This window comes from Bradyrhizobium sp. SEMIA, assembly GCF_014844175.1.
Classification (GTDB): Bacteria; Pseudomonadota; Alphaproteobacteria; order Rhizobiales; family Xanthobacteraceae; genus Bradyrhizobium; species Bradyrhizobium arachidis.
Genome location: NZ_CP046601.1, coordinates 7014795 through 7037635 on the forward strand (window position 1 = coordinate 7014795; position 22841 = coordinate 7037635).

General features: G+C 64.4%; 20 protein-coding genes and 2 pseudogenes. 13 read left to right on the forward strand and 9 right to left on the reverse strand.

Features of this window, described 5'->3' with window-relative positions:
- Positions 1-91: 91 nt before the first annotated feature.
- A complete protein-coding gene (locus FOM02_RS34030; RefSeq protein ID WP_027558275.1) occupies positions 92-610 on the reverse strand; it encodes a DUF3124 domain-containing protein in 519 nt (172 codons plus the stop codon).
- Positions 611-677: 67 nt separating this feature from the next.
- Between FOM02_RS34030 and FOM02_RS34035 the strand changes: the two genes are divergently transcribed.
- The 4 genes from FOM02_RS34035 to FOM02_RS34050 all read left to right on the forward strand — a co-directional run bounded on the left by FOM02_RS34035 (position 678) and on the right by FOM02_RS34050 (position 6117).
- Positions 678-2408: a cation:proton antiporter gene (locus FOM02_RS34035; RefSeq protein WP_027558276.1), complete on the forward strand. Its 1731-nt coding sequence runs from the start codon at positions 678-680 to the stop codon at positions 2406-2408.
- A gap of 169 nt (positions 2409-2577) precedes the next feature.
- Entirely contained in the window at positions 2578-3654 is a 1077-nt protein-coding gene (ribB, locus tag FOM02_RS34040; RefSeq protein ID WP_027558277.1) for a 3,4-dihydroxy-2-butanone-4-phosphate synthase, read from the forward strand.
- A gap of 187 nt (positions 3655-3841) precedes the next feature.
- Positions 3842-5056 (forward strand): acyl-CoA dehydrogenase, encoded by a 1215-nt coding sequence (locus tag FOM02_RS34045; RefSeq protein WP_027558278.1) that lies wholly within the window; start codon positions 3842-3844, stop codon positions 5054-5056.
- 143 nt (positions 5057-5199) lie between these two features.
- Positions 5200-6117 (forward strand): MBL fold metallo-hydrolase, encoded by a 918-nt coding sequence (locus tag FOM02_RS34050; protein ID WP_027558279.1) that lies wholly within the window; start codon positions 5200-5202, stop codon positions 6115-6117.
- A 71-nt stretch (positions 6118-6188) separates the two neighbouring features.
- On the opposite strand, the gene FOM02_RS34055 is transcribed toward FOM02_RS34050, so the two are convergent.
- Entirely contained in the window at positions 6189-7043 is an 855-nt protein-coding gene (locus FOM02_RS34055; RefSeq protein WP_027558280.1) for a DUF1499 domain-containing protein, read from the reverse strand.
- Between the two features lie 459 nt (positions 7044-7502).
- Here FOM02_RS34055 and FOM02_RS34060 point away from each other — a divergent pair, with 459 nt between their 5' ends.
- A complete protein-coding gene (locus FOM02_RS34060) occupies positions 7503-8642 on the forward strand; it encodes a hypothetical protein (RefSeq protein WP_231164294.1) in 1140 nt (379 codons plus the stop codon).
- 57 nt (positions 8643-8699) lie between these two features.
- The gene (locus FOM02_RS34065; protein WP_051378029.1) at positions 8700-9896 is read left to right on the forward strand and encodes a TAXI family TRAP transporter solute-binding subunit; all 1197 of its coding nucleotides are present in this window, start codon (positions 8700-8702) and stop codon (positions 9894-9896) included.
- A 318-nt stretch (positions 9897-10214) separates the two neighbouring features.
- Here FOM02_RS34065 and FOM02_RS34070 read toward each other — a convergent pair whose 3' ends face one another.
- A complete protein-coding gene (locus FOM02_RS34070; RefSeq protein ID WP_027558283.1) occupies positions 10215-11843 on the reverse strand; it encodes a fatty-acid--CoA ligase in 1629 nt (542 codons plus the stop codon).
- Positions 11844-11908: 65 nt separating this feature from the next.
- On the opposite strand from FOM02_RS34070, the gene FOM02_RS34075 reads away from it, so the two are divergent.
- Positions 11909-13018 (forward strand): extensin family protein, encoded by a 1110-nt coding sequence (locus FOM02_RS34075; RefSeq protein WP_027558284.1) that lies wholly within the window; start codon positions 11909-11911, stop codon positions 13016-13018.
- Positions 13019-13054: 36 nt separating this feature from the next.
- Here the strand turns inward: FOM02_RS34075 and FOM02_RS34080 are convergent.
- Positions 13055-13740 (reverse strand): annotated as a pseudogene (locus FOM02_RS34080) (L,D-transpeptidase).
- Between the two features lie 340 nt (positions 13741-14080).
- Here FOM02_RS34080 and FOM02_RS34085 point away from each other — a divergent pair.
- Both FOM02_RS34085 and FOM02_RS34090 read left to right on the forward strand, forming a co-directional pair.
- Positions 14081-15058, forward strand: coding sequence for a magnesium transporter CorA family protein (locus FOM02_RS34085; protein ID WP_027558286.1), 978 nt, complete (start codon positions 14081-14083; stop codon positions 15056-15058).
- A 266-nt stretch (positions 15059-15324) separates the two neighbouring features.
- A complete protein-coding gene (locus tag FOM02_RS34090) occupies positions 15325-15543 on the forward strand; it encodes a hypothetical protein (RefSeq protein ID WP_027558287.1) in 219 nt (72 codons plus the stop codon).
- A gap of 72 nt (positions 15544-15615) precedes the next feature.
- On the opposite strand, the gene FOM02_RS34095 is transcribed toward FOM02_RS34090, so the two are convergent.
- Genes FOM02_RS34095 through pdxH form a run of 3 tightly spaced genes read right to left on the reverse strand, consistent with a single transcriptional unit; the run spans position 15616 to position 17826 of the window.
- Positions 15616-16389: a class I SAM-dependent methyltransferase gene (locus tag FOM02_RS34095; protein WP_265440650.1), complete on the reverse strand. Its 774-nt coding sequence runs from the start codon at positions 16387-16389 to the stop codon at positions 15616-15618.
- 17 nt (positions 16390-16406) lie between these two features.
- On the reverse strand, positions 16407-17159 hold the full coding sequence (locus FOM02_RS34100) for an SDR family NAD(P)-dependent oxidoreductase (protein WP_027558289.1): 753 nt from the start codon (positions 17157-17159) through the stop codon (positions 16407-16409).
- 25 nt (positions 17160-17184) lie between these two features.
- Complete coding sequence (pdxH, locus tag FOM02_RS34105) at positions 17185-17826, reverse strand: pyridoxamine 5'-phosphate oxidase (RefSeq protein ID WP_027558290.1); 642 nt, start codon at positions 17824-17826, stop codon at positions 17185-17187.
- A 113-nt stretch (positions 17827-17939) separates the two neighbouring features.
- Between pdxH and FOM02_RS34110 the strand changes: the two genes are divergently transcribed.
- Both FOM02_RS34110 and FOM02_RS34115 read left to right on the forward strand, forming a co-directional pair.
- Complete coding sequence (locus tag FOM02_RS34110; protein WP_027558291.1) at positions 17940-18341, forward strand: RT0821/Lpp0805 family surface protein; 402 nt, start codon at positions 17940-17942, stop codon at positions 18339-18341.
- Between the two features lie 187 nt (positions 18342-18528).
- Entirely contained in the window at positions 18529-19494 is a 966-nt protein-coding gene (locus FOM02_RS34115; RefSeq protein WP_027558292.1) for a DnaJ C-terminal domain-containing protein, read from the forward strand.
- Between the two features lie 380 nt (positions 19495-19874).
- Here the strand turns inward: FOM02_RS34115 and FOM02_RS34120 are convergent.
- Both FOM02_RS34120 and FOM02_RS34125 read right to left on the reverse strand, forming a co-directional pair.
- Positions 19875-20465 (reverse strand): annotated as a pseudogene (locus FOM02_RS34120) (anti-sigma factor); the annotation flags it as partial.
- A gap of 124 nt (positions 20466-20589) precedes the next feature.
- Positions 20590-21078: a sigma-70 family RNA polymerase sigma factor gene (locus FOM02_RS34125; protein ID WP_011085414.1), complete on the reverse strand. Its 489-nt coding sequence runs from the start codon at positions 21076-21078 to the stop codon at positions 20590-20592.
- A 171-nt stretch (positions 21079-21249) separates the two neighbouring features.
- Between FOM02_RS34125 and fabI the strand changes: the two genes are divergently transcribed.
- Both fabI and FOM02_RS34135 read left to right on the forward strand, forming a co-directional pair.
- On the forward strand, positions 21250-22065 hold the full coding sequence (gene fabI, locus FOM02_RS34130; protein ID WP_027558294.1) for an enoyl-ACP reductase FabI: 816 nt from the start codon (positions 21250-21252) through the stop codon (positions 22063-22065).
- 12 nt (positions 22066-22077) lie between these two features.
- On the forward strand, positions 22078-22677 hold the full coding sequence (locus tag FOM02_RS34135) for a histidine phosphatase family protein (RefSeq protein WP_027558295.1): 600 nt from the start codon (positions 22078-22080) through the stop codon (positions 22675-22677).
- Positions 22678-22841: the final 164 nt, after the last annotated feature.

A 22841-nucleotide genomic window follows, 5' to 3' on the forward strand; every position in this document is an offset into this window, starting at 1 on the left:
GGGAGCGTTCCTCGTTTCTGTTCTTGTTGAGCAGCCGGCGTTGCGCCGGCCAGCCTTGTTTCTTCTTTGCCGGCCGCCTGGGAGGGCGGCCTTACTTCTTTCCGGCCGTCCTGGTCGGACGTCCCTGGCTGATGAAAGCGTAATGCGCATTGGCGACGCCGCCAACCATCAAGGCTTCGACCACCGGCTCGGCGATCTCGCCCGTTGCGGCCCAGTCGACCAGGAAATTGGCCCCGGTCCCGCCGCGCACGTCGTCGGTCGCAATGAAAATCGAGACGGTGGCCAGCGGCTTCAAGGCTACCGGTGTCTTCAGATAGGTCTCGACCTGCTTGCCTGCGGTGTCGAAATAGGCGATGCGTTTGACTACCAGTGCTTGCGTCTCGGAGGCGTTGTGAACGCTCAAGGTCACCGAGAAGTCGACACGCAGCTTGCCCTGGCTCATCGCAACGCTGGAATAGGCGGGCACGTAGAACCCGCCGGAGACGGCCAGTTCCTCCTTCGGCAGCGCGGTGAGCGAATCGGCAAAGGTCTGCTCGATATTGACCTTGGGCTGAGCGATTGCAGGCGCGAACGAACCTAGTAGGGCTATCAGCCAGAGCACGATCCGCATGTGACGAATTGCTCGCTTGCCGCGCTGCACTCGGTCACTAGGGTGCGGCAAAACGGACCGATTTGGCATGCATGAGCTTATTCGCGACATCACTCTTTGTATCCTGTTTGCCTGGATGCTGGGCCTTTTGGCCCATTTCTCCCGGCAACCGCTGATCCTGGCCTACCTTATCGCCGGCTTCTGCATAGGTCCATTCGGCGCCGGCTGGGTCCAATCGCAGGAATCGATCAGCGTCATCTCCGAGCTCGGCCTGATCTTCATGCTGTTCATGATCGGCCTCGAGATCGACCTGAAGAAGATCGTGCGGGCGGGCAAGGTGATCCTGTTCGCGGCGGGGGGCCAGCTGCTGGGCGGCTGCCTGCTCGGGGTGCTGTTCTTCGTCGGCATCGGCCTGTCGCTCGGCGGCGGCCATTTCGATGCGCTCTATCTCTGCGTCGCCTGCGCGCTGTCGAGCACGGTCATCATCGTCAAGGTGCTCTACGAGAAGCGCGAGCTCGATACGCTGCCAGGCCGCATCACGCTCGGCGTGCTGGTGCTCCAGGACATCTTCGCCATCCTGTTCCTGGCCGTGCAGCCGAGCCTTGCCAATCTGCAGGTCAGCGTCATCCTGCTCTCGATCGGCCGCGTCGCGGTGCTGGTCGCCGCCGCGCTCCTGGTCAGCCGCTACGTGCTGCCACGGCTGTTCCACCAGATCGCCCGCCGGCCTGAGCTGATCCTGCTCGGGGCGCTGGCCTGGTGCTTTCTCGTCGCCGAGACCGCCGAGCGGCTGTCGCTGTCGCGCGAGATGGGCGCGCTGATCGCCGGCGTCTCGCTCTCGACCTTTCCCTATGCGCTCGACGTCACCGCCAAGGTCACGACGCTCCGCGACTTCTTCATCACGCTGTTCTTCGTCGCGCTCGGCATGACGATTCCCGTGCCCGGCCTTTCCGTGATCGGGCTGGCGCTGATGATCGCGGCGTTCACGGTGGTGAGCCGGCTCGTCACCACATTCACCCCGCTCTATCTGATGAAGCAGGGCCTGCGCGCCAGCCTGCTGCCGGCCCTCAACCTCGCGCAGATCTCCGAGTTCTCGCTGGTGGTGATCCAGACCGGCGTTGCCGACCACCACATTGCGGCCGAAACGGCGAACGCCGCCTCCTTCGCCTTCGTGGTGCTGGCGGTGCTCTCGACCTTCGCGATGAGCCGCAGCGACGAGATCACCCGCTGGGCGATCGGCCCGTTGAAGCGGATCGGCCTGAAGGACCTCGACGACGGCCAGGCGCGCGGCGAGGAGGGCCACGAGGGCGGCCACGGCGAGGCCCGCCGCATCGTCATCCTCGGCTTTTTCCGTGCGGCGAGCGCGCTGCTGGCGGAGATCGAACGACAGGCGCCGGTGCTGCTCGAGCAGATCACGGTGGTTGATTTCAACCCCAATGTGTACCAGACGCTGCTGTCGCGCGGCCTGCACGTGATCTATGGCGACATCAGCAGCGCCGACACGCTGCTCCATGCCGGCGTCGGCAAGTCCGAGATGATCATCCTCAGCGTGCCGGATGCGCTCCTCAAGGGCGCCAGCAACGAGAAGCTGGTCCGCCACGTCCGCACGCTGAACCCGACCGCCATGATCGTCGCTACGGCCGATCTCCTGTCGGATGTGGGTGAACTCTATGAGGCCGGAGCCAGCTACGTCACGGTGACCCGGCTCAGCGACGCTCATGAGCTATTTACCGTGATCGAGGCCGCCCAGGCGGGGCTTCTGGCCGACAAGCGCGCCGAGCTCGACCTGCGGCTCGGCGAGCGGCGCGAAGTGCTGCCCTGACGGCGGTCTTCCCCCTGGGGCATCCGCGCCTATATCGATGGTATCTGCGGTGCAAGCCTGAAAGCCGCGGGCAGGCCCGCGAGCCGGAATATGCGGTTGCGTCCAGGACACTAGCGCCCCGGCCGAAGTCCGGCTAAGCCTCCCGCTCATAACCGATAGAGATTGGGACATGCCCGATAGCGTTCAGGAAGTCTTGCAGGCCTTTGCCCGGGGCGAGCTCGTGGTCGTCACCGACGACGAAGACCGCGAGGGCGAGGGCGATCTGATTGTCGCCGCTTCGCTCTGCACCGCCGAGAAGATGGCGTTCATCATCCGCCACACCTCCGGCATCGTCTGCGCGCCCGTGACCACCGAGGACGCCCGCCGCCTGCGGCTCGATCCGATGGTCGCCCACAACGATTCCGCGCATACCACCGCCTTCACGGTCTCGATCGACTACAAGCCCGACGGCGGCACCGGCATCTCGGCCGAGGAGCGCGCCTCATGCTGTCGCGCGCTGTCCAATCCCAATGTCGGCGCCAACGATTTCGCCCGTCCGGGCCACATTTTCCCGCTGATCGCCAAGGATGGCGGCGTGCTGCTGCGCTCCGGTCATACCGAGGCCGCCGTCGACCTCTGCAAGCTCTCCGGCCTGCCGCCGGTCGGCGTCATCAGCGAGCTGATGAACGACGACGGCAGCGTGATGAAGGGCGAGCAGGTCTCGCAGTTCGCCGCCAGGCACAAGCTCAAGCACGTCACCATCGCCGACATGATCGCCTACCGTCAGGCGCGCGAGAAGCTGATCGAGCGGGTCTCGACCTTCGTCACCGAAAGTCCGATCGGCCCCTTGCAGGGCTATGCCTACCGCTCGCCGTTCGACTCCATCGCCCACGTCGCCTTCGTCTACAACGGCGTCGGCGACGGCAAGAACGTGCTGACGCGCTTCCACAAGCCGAACATCGTCAAGGACACCTTCACCGGCCACAAGCGCATGGCGGTCGTGCTCGAGCATTTCAAGAAATCCGGCCGCGGCGTGCTGGTGTACTTGCGCGACGGGGCGGCCGGTGTCCCCGTGTCGCCGCTGCCGGACGAGTCGGCGACGGAGGCCGACCGCAACCGCCAGTGGCGCGAGGTCGGCGTCGGCGCGCAGATCCTGCGCGATCTCGGCGTCACCTCGATCCGCCATCTCACCTCCTCGGTGCACGACTACAAGGGCCTGTCGGGCTTTGGCATCGAGATCGTCGCCAACGAGCAGCTCGAGAGCTGACACGCAGTGTCGTTCCGGGATGGCGCTGAAAGCGCCAAACCCGGAATCTCGAAGGCAAAGAGATGCCGGGTTCGACGCTTCGTAACGGCCCGGAATGACCGAAACCAGGATGCAATTGCACTTGTTGCCGCGGCGCTTTAATTTGTCGGGCAATTATTTGACGGAACCAGACGCGAAAGGACGTTTCATGAGCGTGCGCCCTCAGACCAAGGACAAGCCGGCTGCGGCTTCCTTCCAGTGGGACGATCCGTTCCTGCTCGACGAGCAACTCACCGAAGACGAGCGCATGGTGCGCGACACCGCCCGCGCCTACGCCCAGGACAAGCTGCTGCCCCGCGTTTCCAAGGCCTATCTCGAAGAGAAGACCGATCGCGAGATCTTCAACGAGATGGGCGAGCTCGGCCTGATCGGCATCACGTTGCCGGAGGAATATGGCTGCGCCAATGCGAGCTACGTCGCCTACGGCCTCGTCGCGCGCGAGATCGAGCGGGTCGATTCCGGCTATCGCTCGATGAACTCGGTGCAGTCCTCGCTGGTGATGTATCCGATCTACGCCTATGGCGATGAGAACCAGCGCAAGAAGTACCTGCCGAAGCTCGCCAGCGGCGAGTGGGTCGGCTGCTTCGGCCTGACCGAGCCCGATGCCGGCTCCGACCCGGCCGGCATGAAGACCCGCGCCGAGAAGGTCTCGGACGGCTATCGCCTGACCGGCAGCAAGATGTGGATCTCCAACGCGCCGATCGCCGACGTGTTCGTGGTCTGGGCCAAGTCGGCCGAGCACGACAACCAGATCCGCGGCTTCGTGCTGGAGAAGGGCATGAAGGGTCTGTCCGCGCCGAAGATCGGCGGCAAGCTCTCACTTCGCGCTTCCATCACCGGCGAGGTCGTGATGGACGGCGTCGTGGTTCCCGAGGACGCGCTGCTGCCCAACGTCTCCGGCCTCAAGGGACCGTTCGGCTGCCTCAACCGCGCCCGCTACGGCATTTCCTGGGGCGCGATGGGCGCCGCCGAGGATTGCATGCATCGTGCCCGCCAGTACACGCTCGACCGCAAGCAGTTCGGCAAGCCGCTTGCCGCGACCCAGCTCGTGCAGAAGAAGCTCGCCGACATGGAGACCGAGATCGCGCTCGGCCTGCAGGGCTCGCTTCGCGTCGGCCGCCTGATGGACGAGGGCAAGTTCGCGCCCGAGATGATCTCGATCATGAAGCGCAACAATTGCGGCAAGGCCCTCGACATCGCCCGGGTCGCCCGCGACATGCACGGCGGCAACGGCATCTCGGCCGAGTACCACGTCATGCGCCACGTCCATAACCTCGAGACGGTCAACACCTACGAGGGCACCCACGACGTCCACGCCCTGATCCTGGGCCGCGCCATCACGGGCATTCAGGCGTTTTTCTGAGCGCTTACGGTACGAGGCAAGAGAACTCTCCACCTCCGTCATGGCCGGGCTTGTCCCGGCCATCCACGTCTTAGCCCGCGCGAAGAACGTGGATGCCCGGCACAAGGCCGGGCATGACGAAGTCAGCAAGGTATGAGCAAGCCATGTCCGACAACGACGACGTCCCGTTCAACCGCAACTTTCCACTGAAGCCTGGCGTCGTCGAGGAAGTCCGCCCCGGCGTGCGGCGCGTGCTCTGTAACAATCCGAGCCCGTTCACCTTCACCGGCACGGTCAGCTACATCGTCGGCAAGGGCAACGTCGCGATCATCGATCCCGGTCCTGATGACGCCGCGCATGCGGCCGCGCTGCTCGATGCCGTGCGCGGCGAGACGGTAAGCCATATCTTCGTCACCCACACCCACCGCGACCATTCGCCGAACACCGCGCGGATCAAGCAGGCGACCGGTGCGCCGGTCTATGCCGAGGGCCCGCACCGCGCCTCGCGTCCGCGCTTCGAGAGCGAGAAGCACAACCCGGAATCGGGCGCCGACCGCGACTTCGCGCCCGATATCAGGATCGCCCATGGCGACGTCGTCGAGGGCGATGGCTGGCGGCTCGAGGCGGTGGCAACGCCCGGCCACACCGCCAATCATCTCGCGTTCGCCTGGCCCGAGCGGAAGTTCAACTTCGTCGGCGACCATGTGATGGGCTGGTCCACCTCGATCGTGGCGCCGCCCGACGGCTCGATGATCGACTACATGGAATCGCTCGATCGTCTCGCCGCACGCGATGAGGATCTCTATTTCTCCGGGCACGGCCCTGAGATTCCGGACGGCCAGCGCTTCGTGCGCTTCCTGATCCGTCACCGCAAGGCGCGCGAGGCCTCGATCCTGCACCGCCTCGCCAAGGGCGAGACCGACATCCCGACCATGGTGCGCGCGATCTATATCGGCATCGACCCGCGCCTGACGACGGCCGCTGGCTATTCCGTGCTGGCGCATCTGGAGGATCTCGTCGCCCGCGGCGTGGTGGCGACGGACGGCGATCCCGTGATCACGGGTTCGTATCGGATGGCCTAAGGCGAATGGCGAATTGGGAATAGCGAATAGGTGCTCTGCACTCGCTATTCGCTACTCCCCATTCGCCAATCTCATTTCTTCACCGTCTTCGCCGGCGCCTTCGGCGGCGCCACCGGTGTCTTTTTCACCGGCTTCAGCGCATCGGCATCCGCAGCGGTGTTGAGATCCTCGATGAACTTGGTCACGCGCGCGGCGTTGCTGCCCAGATCGCTGTCGAAATTGCGCGAGGCGGAGCGGATGTCGACGCGGGAATCGTCGCCATCGGGCACGACCCTGATGGAGATGTCTTCGCGCAAGCCCATGATCGGCGTGCGCGCCACCGCCTCGATGCGGCCGATGCGGCGCGGCGGCCTCGGCTCGCGTTCGTCGATGACGAGCCATTTGCGCTTGATGACGAGCTGGCGCGCGATCGCATAGGCGCGGTCGACGGGGATCTCGAGCTCGATCGGCTCGATATCGGGATAGAACTGGCGCTGCTGTTCGGCCGAGTAGAGACCGGCATAGACCGCGGTGTTGGCACCCTCGCCGGCGCGCAGCGGGGCCAGCGCCTCGAAGCGCGGCGGATCGATCGGGTCGGTGGTGATGTCGTGGATCGCCGGCAGCTTGCGGTATTGCAGGCCGAGATAGGCGGGGTAGGCGAGGATCATCCCGTCGATCAGGAACGCGAGCAGGATGCGCGCCATGCCGCGCGAGCCGTTCTGCCAGATCGCGGCAAAGCCGGCGAGCCCGAACAGGATGGAGAGCCCGGCGATCGCAAGGCCCCCGAAGAAAGTGGCGAGCGCCGGCTTCGGCTCCAGAAAGCCGAAGCGGACGATGAGGATCGACACCAGCACCGCCACCACCGCGAACACGGCCAGATTGCGCGCCCAGCTCGCGAGGCTGGACACGGGCTCCGTCTGATAGGGAGCGGAAAACCTGCGGGCCATCGATGAGAACTGCCGGGTTGGGGGCTTGGCCCGCCGCCAGGGGGCCGATTGAAAACTGGCTGCTTGAGACCACGGCGGCCCGGCAATTTCAAGGTTTGCGGACGATACGGCACAGAGAACAGACGGGATTATGCAACTTAGTTGATTAACCATTCAATCTAAATGATCTTTAGTTGTAGATTGACTTGGTCGTAATTTCGCCCCAAGGCTCTACTGCAGGTTGTCGGAACCGCCGAGGCGAGGGACCGTCCCGGCGAAAGGTCAAAAAAAGAACAACGGCTAGGAACAACGGCGGGCGTCAGCCGGAAACGTTGCAAGAGTGACCTCAGCTCCCGGTCGTGCCGCAAAGGCTGACCGGACGTGCGCGGTTGCGCCTCATGAGCTGCAAGGATCGCGAACAGCGTAGCCGGTGCCGACCAGCGCGGCTGGTGGGCCGCCCCATCAGGGCGAGTGTTCAGTATGAGTGGTGGACCGCACGAAAGCGATATCGATCCGCAAGATCCGACGTACTACGCGCCGCGTAACTTGCGCGAGCGGACGGTGCAGCCGACGGCGGCGCCAAGACGATTCACGGAGCCGACTGCCGATGGCCCGCCCCTGCAATCGCCCGGCAACCGGCGACGTCGTGACCATTCGGACGTGTTCTCCAAAGCCGTCGCCCAAGCCATGCACGAGGCGATGGAGCCCATGGAGGTGCCGGCCGCCCTTCGTAACTCGGGGAGGAGCGCGCTGCTCAGCGTAGTGGTCAGGTTCGCGATCGCGGCAGCAGTTGCGGGAGGCATCGCGCTCATTCTCGTCATAGTCATTCCGGCATCGCAAAGGCCTGGAGTTCAATCGAACGACGCCACATCGATCTCGTCGCTTTGGCAATCGGTGAAAGCCGCGATCGGTCCGGCACCGCAACGCAAGCAAGTCGCGACCCTTGCGGTGGAGGACAGCAGCGGGCTTGCCAACGCCCCCTTGCCGCTCGGGATGCGCGTGGGTGCTCCCCCTTCCGGCGCTATCGTTGCCATCAATGGACTGCCAGCCGACGCACGGTTGACGTCTGGCAAGCGCGTCGCCAACGAGTGGCGCGTGCCGGCTTCGGAAGTTTCCGCCGTGTCGGTCATTCCGCCAGACGGTTTCGTCGGCCAGATGGTCGCGATGGCAGAATTGCGTGACAGCAACGGCGCCGTGCTCGTGGTTGGCTCGAGCCGACTTTCCTGGAAACCCGCCGCCAGCGTCGCTCCGCAGCCGTCGACAGCCGTCACGGCCGTACCGCCCGCGCGCTCCTTGGTGGCCTCCCCGCCGCCGCAGACGGACGCCGTGCGTAGCCTGGATCCGAAGGAAATTTCTGGCCTCGTCAAACGTGGACAGGATTTGCTCACCAGCGGCGACGTCTCGGCGGCGAGGCTGCTGCTTCTGCGTGCGGCCGAAGGAGGAGACGCGCGCGCCGCGCTGCTGGTGGCCAGGACCTACGATCCGAACGTGCTCAAGCAGTTGGGCGCCAGTGGCCCGCTCGCGGACCTCGCGCAGGCCCGCAACTGGTACCAACGGGCAAAAGAATGGGGTGACCCCGAGGCGCAGCGACAGCTTGATACGCTCACGCCCACCCGCTGATCCCGGCAGCGTGCGTCGCGCGCGCCTGTCAATCTCGACCATTCGGAGTTTCACGACATGATCATCCGACGTTTGACCGACCTGGCTTTCGGCTGCGCGGCCGGGGTCGCGGTGCTGCTGGCGACGCCGGCCTTTTCCCAGGACAGGGGAGGCGAGGTCGACCCGGCCGCAGTGAGCGAGGGCCTGAAGGCGATTTTCAGCTATTCCAGCACCAGCAAGAGCACGCGCGAGAGGCTCAACGCCAACACCGTGACGCTGATGTCAGGCACAATCGGCGGAACCTATGTCCAGTTCGGCGCCGACCTTGCCTCCGCGCTGGATGACGGCGACCGGATGCGGGTGCTGCCGATCATTGGGAGGGGCTCGGTCCAGAGCATCGCGGACATCCTTTTCCTCAAGGGGGTCGATCTCGGCATCGTGCGCGCCGACACGCTCGATTACCTGGAAAGGAAGGGCTACACCGGCAACATCCGCAACCAGTTCGTCTATATCACGAAGCTCTACAATGAGGAGATGCACGTCGTCGCGCGGTCGTCGATCCGCAGCCTTGCCGATCTGAACGGTCGGCGTGTTGCCGTCGACTTGCCGAACGGAGGCACTTTCGTCACCGCAATCACGATCTTCGAGAGGCTCGGCGTCAAGCCGGTCTACGCCTATATCGAGCAGCGCATCGCCTATGAAAAACTGAAGAACGGCGAACTCGACGCGGTGATCGCGGTGCAGGGAAGTCCCTCCAAGGCCGTGAGCCAGGTGAAGGGAGACGACCTGCATTTCGTACCGATCCCATATAGCGGGCCCTTGCAGAGCGACTATCTTCCATCTGTCCTCAAGGCGGAGGACTATCCTTCACTGATCCCACCTGGCGGCCGCGTTGACACGATCGCTGTGCCCGCCATCCTTGCGGCTTACAACTGGCCCGCAAAGACCGAGCGATACGGTAAGGTGGAGCATTTCGTGCAGGTCTTCTTCGACCGGCTGAAAGACCTGCAGCGGTCGCCCTTCCATCCGAAGTGGAAGGAGGTGGTGTTGAGCGCGCCACTGAAGGGATGGAATCGCTTCCCGCCGGCGCAGGAGTGGCTCGACCAGCATTCCGGTCCAGCCTCCGACACACGCGCGAGATTCGACCAGTTCCTTGCCGCACAGACCCGCGAAACCGGCCAGCAGGGCGCGCGAACGCCGGAACAGGACGAAGCGCTCTATCAACAATTCCTGAAATGGCAGAAGAGCACCGGCCAGGCGGAGGCAAAGCGTTAGAGCATGATCCGGAAAAGTGCGCAGCGGTTTTCCGAACAGATCATGCTCAAACAACAACCTAAAGCGCGATGACGATCAATCCTAATCTCATTGCGCTTTAGAGCGTGATCCGCCGAAGGTCGCATCAGATCATGATCACTCTGCCTGCCTGACCTTGATACTTGCCGGAGGGCCAGAGGCTCTCACGAGATCGGATCGATTTGCGTTCGTGATGAAACTGAGCTCCCCCGCAAGCGGGGGAGGTGAAGCGAATTCGCAACCGCAGGACCGACCAGGTCCTGGGGCAAGCGGGTCTCGGGGCAAGCTATTCCGGTCCGCTCACGCCGCCGCGTTCGGGAAGCGGTAATCCTTGAACTGGTCGCGCAGCGCCGTCTTCAGGATCTTGCCCGTGGCGGTATGCGGGATGCCGTCGACGAAGGCGACGTCATCGGGCATCCACCACTTGGCGATCTTGCCGTCCATGTATTTCAGGATGTCCTCGCGCGTAGCCTGCTGGCCCTGCTTGAGCTGCACGATCAGGAGCGGCCGCTCGTCCCATTTCGGATGGAACACGCCGATCACCGCGGCCTCCGCCACGGCTGGATGGCCGACGGCGAGGTTTTCGAGGTCAATCGAGGAGATCCATTCGCCGCCGGACTTGATCACGTCCTTGGAGCGGTCGGTGATCCGCATGTAACCGTCCTCGTCGATGGTCGAGACGTCGCCGGTGTCGAAGAAGCCTTCCTCGTCGAGGATGTTGGCATCGACCCGGTAATAGGCCTTGGCGACTGCGGGCCCGGAGACCTTGAGGCGGCCAAAGGTCTTGCCGTCCCAGGGCAGCTCCTTGCCGGCATCGTCGGTGATCTTCATCTGCACGGCGAAGGGCGCATAGCCCTGCATCTGGAGCACGTCGAGCTTGGCATCGCCGGTCGCGCTCTGGAACGGAGGCTTCAGCGCCGCGACGCTGCCGATCGGGCTCATCTCGGTCATGCCCCAGGCGTGGCGGACGTTCGCGCCCATGTCGAGGAAGGCCTTGATCATCGAGCGCGGCATCGCCGAGCCGCCGCAGATCACCATCTTCAGCTCCGGCAGCTTGAGGTTATTGGCGGCCATGTGCTGCAGCAGCATCAGCCACACCGTGGGCACACCGGCGGTGTGCGTCACCTTCTCGGTCGAGAGCAGCTCGTAGACCGAGGCGCCGTCGAGCTTGGCGCCGGGCATCACCAGCTTGGTGCCCTGCGAGGGCGCGGAGAAGGCGATGCCCCAGCTGTTGGCGTGGAACAGTGGCACCACCGGCAGCATCGTCTCGGAGGCGCTGGTGCCAAGCGCGTCGACATTGTTGGCCATCAGCGCGTGCAGCACGTTGGAGCGGTGCGAGTACAGCACGCCCTTCGGGTCACCCGTGGTGCCCGACGTGTAGCACATCGCCGCTGCCGTGTTCTCGTCAAAGTCCTTCCATTTGAATTTGCCGTCGGCCTGCGCGATCCAGTCCTCGTATGCCATCACATTCTTCAGCGTGGTCTGCGGCATATGCGCCTTGTCGGTGAGCACGATATAGCGCTCCACGCTTGGCAGCTTGTCGGCGATCTTCTCCAGGACCGGAACGAAGGTGATGTCGGTCATCACGATGCGGTCCTGCGCATGGTTGATGATCCAGGCGATCTGCTCGGGGAAAAGACGGGGATTGACGGTATGGCAGATGGCGCCGATCCCCATGATGCCGTACCAGACTTCGAGATGGCGCCAGGTGTTCCAGGCGATGGTTGCGACGCGGTCGCCGAGCTTGATGCCGTCTCGCTCCAGCATCTGCGAGACCTTCAGCGCGCGCTTGTGGATTTCGGCATAGTTGGTGCGATGGATCGGTCCCTCGACCGAGCGGGTGACCACCTCCTGCTTGCCATGAATCCTGGCGGCGTGTTCGATGATCCGGTGGCAGAGCAGGGGCCAATCTTGCATCAAACCAAGCATTCCGTCGTTCCTCCGAGAAGTCGCTGGGCGGATTATAGCTCTCAGCGTTGGGCCAAAGAATTGTCATGAGTTTTAGCCTGCCGGACTTTCGCCGCAAATGGTCTTGTCGCGGCTATATGTCCGCCCGCGCGGCAATGGTTACCGCTGTAGCCGGATTGTCGCTCGTACTGACTGAGCGGGCAGAGGCGCGCAAATATGCTGCGCCGCTCGATATCTTTGGTCTTGGTACACCACGGCCGCGCGCGGCGGTTCATTCCGCCAAGATACCTGCGAAGATACCGCTACCAAAACCTCGCCCTGACGAAGCCCCCAAGGCGACGGACGAGGCCGCGCCGGAGTCCGACGGCAAGCCTTCGCCGGACAAGGCTTCTCCCGACAAGCCCGGCGCCAACAAGCCCGCCGAGGCCGCGCCGCCCGCAAAGCAGCTCTCGGCTTGCCGGCTGGCGCTGACCGAGGAGATCGCGATCGCGCCCTCCATCCCCGACATCCGTGGTCCCGGCGCCTGCGGCGGCGAGGATCTGGTGCGGCTGGAAGCCATCGTGCTGCCGGACAAGCGCAAGGTTTCGGTCAAGCCCGCGGCGATCCTCCGCTGCACCATGGCCTCCGCGCTCGCCGATTGGGTGCGTAAGGACATGGTGCCGCTGGCCGCGAGCCTCGGCTCGACCATCAGCGATCTCGACAATTTCGACAGTTTTGAGTGCCGCGGCCGTAATCGCGTGGTCGGCGCAATGCTGTCCGAGCACGGCAAGGCCAACGCGCTCGACGTCCGCGCCATCAAGCTCGCCAACGGCCAGTCGATCGGCCTCACCGACCGCACTATGTCGCGCGACGTGCGCGAGCGCGTGCTGCATTCGGTCTGTTCGCGGTTCTCCACCGTGCTCGGCCCGGGCTCGGACTGGTACCACGAGGACCACATCCATCTCGATCTGGCGCAGCGGCGCAACGACTACCGGATCTGTCAGTGGAACGTCTGGGATCCCCTGCCGCAGGTCGCCCCGCTGCTACCGGCGGAACGGCCCGAGGAAGCACCGCCGCGCGAGGTCGCGGCGAAGCCGGAGGATAAGGGTGGGGCTGATGACGAGGCTGCGGAGAAATCTCCCGCGCCTGCGGACAAGCCGGCGGCCGACGGCGACAAAACCCAGCCGCACAAGCGGGCAACAAAAAAGCGCCGGTGAAACCGGCGCTTTTGGATGTCTAAAGGTCGGAAGCGATCAGTAGCTGCCCGCCTGGCCAGTCTGGCTTCCGCCGAGCGCGAGCGCGAGTTGTATGGCGAGTCGCCGTGCTTCGGCTCGAGCACCACGACGATGGTGCCGACCTTGACGCGGTTGTAGAGGTCGATCGCGTCCTCGTTGGTCAGGCGGATGCAGCCCGACGAGATCGAGGCGCCGATATATTCCGGCTGGTTGGTGCCGTGGATGCGGAACAGCGTGTCCTTGCCGCCCGAGTAGAGATACATCGCGCGGGAGCCCATCGGATTGTCCGGACCCGGCGCGACATAGGTCGGAACGCCAAGGCGCGAAATCTCACCCGGGGTCGGATGCCAGGCCGGCCACTCGGTCATGCTGCCGACCTTGGCGATGCCCGACCAGGCCATGGCCTCTTCGCCGACGGTGATGCCGTAGCGGATCGCCTTGCCGCCATCCATCACCCAGTAGAGGTAATGGTTGTCGGAATCGACCACGATCGAGCCCGGCGATTCCTTGCGATGGTAATCGACGATGGCGCGGCGGAACGGCTCGGCGACCGGGGTGTTCTCGTACCGGACCTTGGCGAGAAGTTCCTTATCCTTCGGCTTGAAGGCCTTGGTATCGGTCGCCTCAAAATGTGTGGCCTGCATGCAGCCCGACAGCATCAGGCCCGCGGCCAAAATACCCAGCGTAACTTTCAGCGACGACATGATTTGGTTCCAATCGACAACAACAAGCTTTCGTGGGGCTTGAGCCAAGCTCAAGACCACGACTCCGTTGAGCCTATTATCGTTGAAATCTGCCACAATTCCAGCGTTTCGGACCTTATCCCGCGCTGCGAGACCCAAGCTGTGGCTTTTTTGCCGCAATTTTTGCGGTCTTGGGCTGGTTTTGGGGCGGGGAATGCCGAATCTGTCGATTCCGTGCCACGGTTGGGCCACGGCGCCGCCACAAATGCAAACGCTCCATTAATGTGCTTGTCATCATGAACTTGTCAGAATCGCGCTAAGGGCTTGTCATTCTGTCGCAGGCCCCTGCTGGAGTTGGTGCATGTTTTCTGTTTTCGTTCCCTCCGAGGGCACCCTCAAAAGAGCCGTGGTCGAGGATCTGGCGGCCGTGCCGGAGCATGCGGTGTGGGTCGACCTGGTCAGCCCGACCGCGGCCGAGGACAAGGCGGTGGAGCGGCTGCTGGGCATCGCCATCCCGACCCGCGAGGACATGCAGGAGATCGAGATCTCCAGCCGCCTCTATATCGAGAACAGCGCGCGCTACATGACGGCGACGCTGATGTGCCACTCCGATACCGACATGCCCCGGACCACGGCGGTGACCTTCATCCTCGGCGACCACCGCCTGGTGACGGTGCGTTATGACCTGCCCAAGCCGTTCGCCCTGGTCGAGGCCAAGCTCGCCCGCTCCTGCACGCCTTCCATCACCGGTGAGATGGTGCTGATGGAGCTGCTGGACGCCGTGATCGACCGCTGCGCCGACATTTTGGAGCGCTGCGGTGCCGAGATCGACCAGGTCTCGCACGACATCTTCGAGCCCGAGAGCGAGCGCCACGGCCACGCCAAGCAATATTCCCAGATCCTGATCTCGATCGGCCGCAAGGGCGATCTGACCTCGAAGGTTCGCGAGAGCCTGGTCTCGATCGGTCGCGTCGTCACCTTCCTCTCGGCGGTGGTTGAGGGCGTGAAATGGTCCAAGGACATGCGCGAGCAGCTCAAGACCATGCAACGCGACGTGGCGTCACTCACCGACCACGCCTCTTATCTCTCCAGCAAGATCACCTTCGTGCTCGATGCCATGCTCGGCGTCGTCAATCTCGAGCAGAACAACATCATCAAGCTGTTTTCGGTCATGGCTGTTGTCCTGATGCCGCCGACGCTGATCGCCTCGATCTACGGCATGAACTTCAAGGTGATGCCGGAACTCGAATGGGTCCACGGCTATCCGATGGCGCTGGTGATGATGCTGATCGCCGCGATCGTCCCGTACTGGCTCTTCAAGTTCAAGAAGTGGCTGTAAAGCGCAGAACGCGCCTGCGCTGAGTGGATGCTCGAAACGTCAGCCTGACTTTCGCAGTGATCCAGCGTCGTCAGGCAAAGATACCTACCGATATCTTACGCCGTTCGCCGAGAGACGGAGTATCGTGTCGCAGAATAGAGCGGGATTGCGGCCGCGCCGTGATGTGTGCGCGCCGCCCCAATTCCTCCGGTAAAATTTGAGCGGTGGGCTGAACGTTTGCGCGAAACTTGTCTGCGATAAGCAGTGTGTAGCCGCGAGGAACAGCCATGGTTGAAAAACACATAACGTCGCCCCGCAACGTCATCGACCTGGCGAACTATCGTCAGGTGGTGGCGAGCGGCAAGGCGTCGTCGATGTCGGCGCGCATGTGCCGGCACTGTGGTGCTCCGCTGCTCGACGGCGAGAACGACGACGACTGCTCGACTGCGTTCAGCACGGCTGCTCCGCGGCCGCGCGAGAGGTCGCGTCGGATTCGACTCGATTGAGGAGTGGAAGGAAGGGCGATCCAGGTCTTGCGGCGGCGTTGTCTGGATCGCCTGCTTCCATCGTTCGGCAACTCAATAACGCTTCACGATCTCCGCCGTCGAGACGAGGCTCTCGGCGATCACGCCGTCGCGGCTGAAGGATGCAAGAAGTTCTCCGATTTCGCGCAGCATCGGCTCGACATTCTCGCCCAACGCGTCCGGTGAGGACGACGAGTAGGTGAGGGTGCGGCGTGTCAGGTCCTCCACGCTCACGTTATGGCTGGTCTCGACCGCGACGAGCTCGGCAGGCCGAAACGCACTGCCGCGAAAGAATGCCGGCAGATCGCGATGGGTCCGCGTGCCCTTGCCGGCTTCCTCCCACAGCTTGGCGGGTGACCAGCGGCGGCGGATCTCGTTGTAGCCGTCGAGCCATGGGTTGCGGCCGTCGGTGACCGAAAACGAGGCGCAGATCGCAATCGCACCATCGTGCGCGACCAGATGGTCGAGCCGCGCAAGCGTGGCGTCGCGATCCATCCAGTGCAGCGCGCGGCCGATCGTCACGACATCGAAGCTGCCGATGTCGTCAGCAAGCGTCTCTGCCTTGCCTTCGATCAGCGTGAGCTGCCGCCCTGCGCCCGCAGCCGCGCGCCGCGCCGCATCGAGCATTGCGGGCTCCGGGTCGACACCGACGACACGGCCGACATGAGGGCCGAAGCCGAGCGCGAGCAAACCGGGCCCGGTGCCGAGATCGATCAGGCTGCTCTGTTTGGTGAGGCCGAGCTTGTGTGCAACGGTGCGGAAAAATTCCCGCGGATATGGCGGCCGCAAATGTTCGTAGAGTGACGCTGTGCTCGCGAACCGGCCCATGCTTCCGCCGTCTTGGCCTAAACGTGCTGGCCGCCGTTGATGTGGATCTCGGCGCCGTTGACGTAAGACGAGGTGTCCGTGCACAGCACATAGATGATCTTGGCGACCTCGTCGGGCGTTCCGAGCCGGTGCATCGGGATCTGCTGGTCGACGATCTTCTCGGTGCCCGGCGACAGGATCGAGGTGTCGATCTCGCCCGGCGCGATGGCGTTGACGCGCACGCCGACGCGGCCGAAGTCGGAGGCCATCTCGCGCGTCAGCGCGGCGAGCGCAGCCTTTGAGGTGGCGTAGGCGGCGCCTGCGAAGGGATGCACGCGCGAGCCCGCGATCGAGGTGACGTTCACCACCGAGCCCTTGGCCGCCTTCAACTCCGCGATCAATCCGCGCGCCATCATGATCGGTGCGAAGAAGTTGACGTGGAAGACGTGGGTCCAGGTGTCGAGATCGGTGTCGACCGAGCCGAGCCGTGCGCCACCGGGGCCCTTCGGCGAGATCGCGGCGTTGTTGACCAGCGCATGCAGCGTGCCGCCCTCGAGACGATTGCGGATCTCGTTGATGGCGCGCGCGGTGTCTTCAGGGTTGCCGAGGTCGACCTGGATGTGATCCTCCGGCCCTGCGTCCCACGGACAGTCCTCAGGGAAGGGATGCCGCGAGCAGGTGATGACGCGCCAGCCCGCCGAGGAGAAGCGGATCACGGTGGCGTGGCCGATGCCGCGGCTTGCTCCGGTCAAGAGCAGTGTGCGGCGCGGCGCGTTGGACGAGTGCGGCATGGACATCTTTCAGGTCGGCCTAAGCTCAGGGATACATCCGCGTCTTGGACCATGGCTGGCCGGCCGCGTCACGGCGAAATTCGATGCGGTCGTGCAGGCGGAATGGGCGGTCGTGCCAGAACTCGATGCGAACAGGCGTGATGCGCCAGCCGCTCCAGCCCGGCGGCCGCGGCACTTCGCCGATGACGTATCTGGCCGCGACTTTTGCGATCGCCTGTTCGAAGGCGAAGCGGCTCTCCAGCGCCTCGGACTGCTTGCTGGCCCAGGCGCCGATCTGCGCCTGCTTCGGCCGCGTCGCGAAATAGGCGTCGGCTTCGGCGTCGGTCACCGGCGTCACGTTGCCGCGGATGCGGACCTGACGGCGCAGCGACTTCCAGTGAAAAAGTAAAGCGGCCTTAGGGTTTGCGGCGAGTTCGCGGCCCTTCTGGCTGGCGATGTGGCTGTAGAAGACGAAACCCTCGGCATCGAAGCCCTTCATCAGCACCATGCGCACGTCAGGCAGCCCGTCGGGATCGACGGTCGCGAGCGCCATCGCGTTCGGATCGTTCGGCTCGCTTTTGATCGCCTCGTTGAGCCAGGCCTCGAACAGCGCAAAGGGCTCGTCGGCGGCGGTGAAATCACCGGATGTTAAGGGTGTCTGGTGTTTCATCGAGGTCGTGTCGGTCATGTCCGGAGTCCGAGTTGCGTCCCGCGGCCCAAAACGCGCTGTTGTCCGCTCCCACCCTATATAGGGCATGGGGACGCGTTGGCCTATCGGCGATCCATCGATCGGGCCTTGTCGTGACGATCATCCTGATCGGGCTTGGCGCGGGCGGCTGCAGCTTTTCCCGCAATGACAAGACCGCCTATGCCAAGGCCGACGATAGCGACCTCACCGGTTCGATCGCGCGGAAGGATGCCCCGCCGACCGAGACCGATCTCGCTTTCGCGCGCAACGCCGCCTCCGACGTCCTCAGCAAGGGCGACAAGGATTCGAGCCAGCACTGGGAGAATCCGGAGACCGGGGCGCGCGGCTCGGTGACGCCGATCGCGCAGTCTTATGCCGCCGAGGACGGCCGCAAGTGCCGCGATTTCCTGGCGAGCTACGTCAACGGCAGCACCGAAAGCTGGCTCCAGGGCGCCGGCTGCCAAAGCAGCCATGGCCGTTGGGAGATTCATACGCTAAAGCCATGGCGGAGCTGAGCAGGATCCTGACCCGGAAGGGCGGTTCTCAAAGAGTGTGAACCGGTTTTCCGATAAGATCGTGCTCGAATCGAAGCGGTCCGCTTCACCCGACTAGTTGCAAAAATGCCACTCCGCCCCCACATGGATGACAGCTGGGGTGGGGAGCCCTTTGAACAATTTCGAATTCTTGAAGGAGACGTGACGGATGCGCGACCCCTATGAGGTCTTGGGGGTGCCGCGGAGCGCCAACGCTGCCGCGATCAAGAGCGCCTATCGCAAGCTTGCCAAGAAGCACCATCCCGACAGCAACAAAGGCGATCCCAAGGCCGCTGAGCGCTTTGCCGAGATCAACTCGGCCAACGAGATCCTCGGCGATGAGGACAAGCGCAAGCAGTTCGACCGTGGCGAGATCGACGCCGACGGCAAGCCGCGCTTCCAGGGCTTTCCGGGCGGCGGAGGTCCGCGTGGCCGCGCAGGTCCCGGCGGGTTCGAGAGCTACACGTTCCGGAGCGGTGGTGCGGGTGGCGGTCCGGGCGGGGGTGCGTTCGAGGACATCCTCAACAGCATGTTCGGCGGCGGGACGCGTGGCGCGCGGCCCGGGGCCGGCGGCGGCGCCCAGTTCGAGTTCGACACCGGCGGGATCGGGCTCGATCTCGACGTCAATGTCGCCATGAGCGTCTCGCTGGAAGAAGCGGTCAAGGGCGGTGAGAAGCGGGTCCGGCTGCCGAATGGCAAGGAGCTCAACGTCAAGATTCCGGCTGGCGTCACCGAGGGCCAGCAGATCCGGCTGCGCGGCCAGGGCGAGACCGCACAGGGCCACCCGCCCGGCGACCTCCTGCTCACCATCAACATCGCGCCGCATCCTTACTTCAAGGTCGAGGGCGCGGACCTGCGAATCGATCTGCCGGTCACGCTGTATGAGGCGGTGCTCGGCGGCAAGGTCCGCGTGCCCACCCTCGGCAATGCCGTGGAGCTGTCGGTCCCGAAAAACACCTCCAGCGGCCGGACCTTCCGCCTCAAGGGCAAAGGCCTGCCGAAGGCCGGCGGAACCGGGGATCTCTTCGTCACCATCAGGATTATGCTACCGGATGGGAACGACGCCGAGCTTGAGGCATTGATGGAGAAGTGGCGCGACCAACATCCGTACAATCCGCGTAGCGGGCTCGGCTAGGGCATGATTCGGAAAAGTGCGTAGCGGTTTTCCGAAAAAATCATGCCCATGAATTAGGGCGCTATCCGAGACCGTGTCGACGATCGGAGCATTCTCTTCCCCACAGGATGATGCTCAACATACGCCCGAAGCGCGGGCCGCGCTTCGACGCTGACGTCTGAGACGTGTCGGCTGTCCGGCGGGGCAGCCGATAAAAAGGTGCGGCCTCGAGAGGGGGACCAGCGCGGTACCAAAAACCCCAATCGAGGCCGCCCGCGTCGATCGGCGGATCGAACGCCGCTCATAATCGCGTGATCACCCGGTGCGATAATGAGACGCACGCATGTCTTGATTCGAAATTTTCAATGTCGGAATCTGGGCACCGCGTTTCGCGCGGTTGTTTAGCCGCCGCTTTTCTCTGCCTGGTCGTAAACGGCTTGCGCCACCTTGTTCAGCCGGTCGCGGTCGGCGCCGACGCCGCTGACGACGTAGCCGACGCCGCGCTCGGCCCAGAACAGTGCCCCGTCCTTGTCCGTCTTGGCGTAGCGCATCTGCGTTGCACCATTTTCGGTCTTGGCGCTGTAGATCGTGTAGCGTTCGCCCGAGGCGCCCTCATACATCAGGAACGAGGCCGGCCCGTTCGGCCCCGGCAGGAGCCGGCCGCCGACGAGCTTCAGCCCGCTCGCCTCCAGGTTCGGCGCGAACACCGTCCAGCCGCAGCGCCTGGTCAGCCAGGCCTGAAGGTGGTCGCGCTCGTTGCCCCCGACCTCGACCGGATGCCGGACCTCGACGACATAGAGGCGATGGGCGTCGAGCGCGTCCGCCGTGAAGCTCTGGAAGGTCGAGGGGGCGTTGGCGGCGCCGTGCGCGAGCCAGCCGGCGGAGCCGCCGGCGACGAAAGCCACCAGCACAGCCGCCGCGGCGCCATACAGCCATTGCCGCGGCCGGCGCTCCAGGCGCTCGAGCTCCAGCCGCGCCGGCACCGGCTCCAGGCTGGGATATTGCGGTCGTTCATATCGATCGTCATCTGGCTCTGCGGCCCAAAATGTTCTTGGTGACTCAACTTGGCTCGCCTCATCGACAGGCGGGACAAAACGCGATGCATCAACCCTGCCATCATTTCACCCGCCTGAGCGCCGGGCGCTCGCCCTCCAGCGAGGCTTTGACGTGGGCTCTCGCTCGTGCGAGGCGCGACATCACGGTGCCGATCGGCACGCCCTGGATGTCGGCGACTTCGCGGTAGCTCATGCCCTCCAGCATCACCAGGAGCAGCACCGAGCGTTGCTCCTCGACCAGCGTCGCCAGCGCCTTCTCGATGTCGCGCCCTTCGGCTTCGGTCCCGCTGGCATCCGGGTTGTTCTCCGTCAGTTGCATGAATTGCGGACGCCTTGCCAGCGAGCGCCGCCGGTTCTTGTTGAGGTTGGTCAGGATTGTGTAGAGCCAGCTCCTGACATCGCCTCCGAGAAACAGGCGCTCCGAACGCAGCGCCCGCACCAAGGTGTCCTGCACCAGATCGTCGGCCGCATCCGCATCGCGCGTCAGCGCGCGGGCGTAGCGGCGCAACGCCGGGATCATGGCTTCCACACTCTGGCGAAACGCACTCATTACCGTCTTGTCGTCCCTCATATCAGGCGCGAGCGCCTCGATCATCATAACACCCGAATGGAACGGCTATTCCGGCGCTCGAAACAGCGTTAACGCCGCGTATTAGGGCTGTACCGCAGGGGAGGGCTGGTGTACCTCCAGACCTCAACCCGCTCGATGGGACGTGAAGAAATGGCGCAGAATTCAGGTCTGATGCAAGGCAAGCGCGGAGTGATCCTCGGCGTCGCCAACAACCGCTCGATCGCCTGGGGCATTGCCAAGGCATGCCACGCCGCCGGCGCCGAGCTCGCCTTCACCTATCAGGGCGATGCGCTGAAGAAGCGTGTCGAGCCGCTCGCCGCCGAGATCGGCGGCCTCGTGCTCGGCCATTGCGATGTCACCGACGCTGCGACCATCGACGCCGTCTTCGCGGTGCTGAAGGAGAAGTGGGGCAAGATCGACTTCCTGGTGCATGCGATCGCCTATGGCGAGCAGCTCGACGGCCGCTATGTCGACACCACGCAGGAGAATTTCTCGAAGTCGATGCTGATCTCCTGCTATTCGTTCACGGCCGTGGCGCAGCGCGCCGAGAAGCTGATGACGGACGGCGGCTCGCTGATCACGCTCTCCTATTACGGCGCCGAGAAGTGGATGCCGCACTACAACGTGATGGGCGTGGCCAAGGCGGCGCTGGAAGCCAGCGTGCGCTATCTCGCCGCCGATCTCGGCGAGAAGAACATCCGCGTCAACGCGATCTCGGCAGGTCCGATCAAGACGCTCGCCGCGTCCGGCATCGGCGACTTCCGCTATATCCTGAAATGGAATGAGTACAACGCGCCGATGCGGCGCAACGTGTCGACCGAGGACGTCGGCGGCAGCGCGCTGTATTTCCTCTCCGATCTCTCGCGCGGCGTCACCGGCGAGGTGCATCACGTCGATTCCGGCTATCACGTGCTCGGCATGAAGCGCCCGGACGCGCCGGATATTTCGCTCGGTGGCAAGGACTGATCTTTAGCTGCAATGCCCGTGCCCACGATCTATTTCCTTCGCCACGGCGAGACCGAGTGGAATGCGCTCGGCCGGCTCCAGGGCACCAAGGACGTCCCGCTCAATGCGCGCGGCCGCGGCCAGGCCGTGCACGCCGCCGGCGTGCTGGCGGATCTGCTCGAGCGTGACGGCAAGGACCGCGCGGCGCTGCCCTACGTGTCGAGCCCGCTCGGCCGGGCCCGCCAGACTATGGAACTTGCGCGCGCCAAGCTCGAACTGCCGCCTGCCGACTATTCGCTCGACGATCGCCTGCGCGAGATCGGCTATGGCAGCTGGGAAGGGCTGACGCTCGCCGAGAGCGAGGCGGCCGACCCGGAGGTCTATGCAAGGCGCTTCGCCGACAAATGGACGGTGGCCCCGAGCGGCGGCGAGACCTATGCCGCGGTGCAGCTGCGCATGCTCGACTGGTACGAGTCCATCCTCGTCGACACCGTCGCGGTTGCCCATGGCGGCACCTGCCGGGCCCTGATGGTGGCCTTGGGGCTGGAGACTCCCACGAGCGCCGCCGAGCTCTATATCGAGCAGGGCGCCGTCTACGTGTTCCGCGACGGGCGGCTGGAGAAGTTTAGTTAAGAGCGCTCCCGTCCTCCGCCGTCATGCCCGGGCTTGTCCCGGGCATCCACGGACTTTTGCGCTTCCGGCCCCCAAGAACGTGGATGGCCGGGACAAGCCCGGCCATGACGCCTGTGGGGACCATTTGACCCCCCATTCAGATCGCGTTACGTCACGTTGACATT